The sequence below is a fragment of the Streptomyces tendae genome (assembly GCF_014650435.1).
Lineage (GTDB): Bacteria > Actinomycetota > Actinomycetes > Streptomycetales > Streptomycetaceae > Streptomyces > Streptomyces tendae.
This window is the reverse complement of the sequence record NZ_BMUY01000075.1, coordinates 1-991: the sequence shown is the minus strand read 5'-3', so window position 1 is coordinate 991 and position 991 is coordinate 1. Positions and strand designations below refer to the sequence as shown.

The following is a 991-nucleotide window of genomic DNA, read 5'->3' as shown; positions in this document are numbered from 1 at the left end:
CTATCCAAGATATAAAGGATTACTTTGAACTTGTACATATAGAGACTCAAGAACTTACAGCAACCGGATTTAAAACAGCAATTTTAAAAGAACTATAATATGAAACTAACAATAACAATAAACGAATACCCAATCGGATGGGAATGGCTAGACAAAGTACCCTTAGAGGACTTTACCTGGCTAATCGAAATATTTGCTACCATGACCGATAATACAGATACTTATGATTTTGCTACTTTCGATAAGGAAGCAACCAATGGAGAACCTCCTTATCCAGTAATCGAAATCGATAGAAAAGGATTAGCCTACTTCATGAACGATGATCAAGGCTATGAACCAGGTATATCAATGTACGGTCATTACATAGCCTGTAAATCCCTAGATATATCTTCAGAAGAGGAATACATGAATCAATTAACGGACATAAAACTAATCTGTAACGAATTATGAGAACAGCATTATACTACATAGGAATAGGACTTATCTTAGTCCTATTCCTTAATTCCTCAGGGCCTAACTTAGATACCTTCATACCAGGTAACCCATGGGAACATTATTGCAAATATGAATTGCACAAGCATCCATTCCATACTGAATATACTGAATATAACTATTTCCTTGATACTTTTACTAGCACGGATAAATATGAACAAATAATGGAGATATATGCTAACCCAAGGTAGATTTCTAATTTCATATCAGGTATTCGATAATATACCGGTAAATAATAACGGACAAACGCATGTACGTGAAATACTAAAGGATACCCAGGCCTTTACCTTCAGTTATCGAACAGAACAAATAAGAGATTACCTCAAATATCCTGGAGAGGAACTTATATCCGAACATCTACATATGATTAATGCCTTGAAAGAAATCCGAAATTATTGGAATCTTACTTCAGAAAAGGTTATCATAACGGATATCATACCCATTCCTCAGCCATGATAACCATGGTTTGCATATATAAAATAAAAATATTATATTTGCA

General features: G+C 34.0%; 1 protein-coding gene. It reads left to right on the top strand.

Going from position 1 to position 991, the window contains the following annotated elements:
- The first annotated feature begins 99 nt into the window (after positions 1-99).
- Positions 100-450 (top strand): hypothetical protein, encoded by a 351-nt coding sequence (locus IE258_RS40665; RefSeq protein ID WP_189750819.1) that lies wholly within the window; start codon positions 100-102, stop codon positions 448-450.
- The last annotated feature ends 541 nt before the right edge of the window (positions 451-991 follow it).

Excerpts from the sequence above, each read along its gene's own strand:
- IE258_RS40665 (WP_189750819.1), top strand. The coding sequence starts at position 100 with ATGAAACTAACAATAACAATAAACGAATACCCAATCGGATGGGAATGG.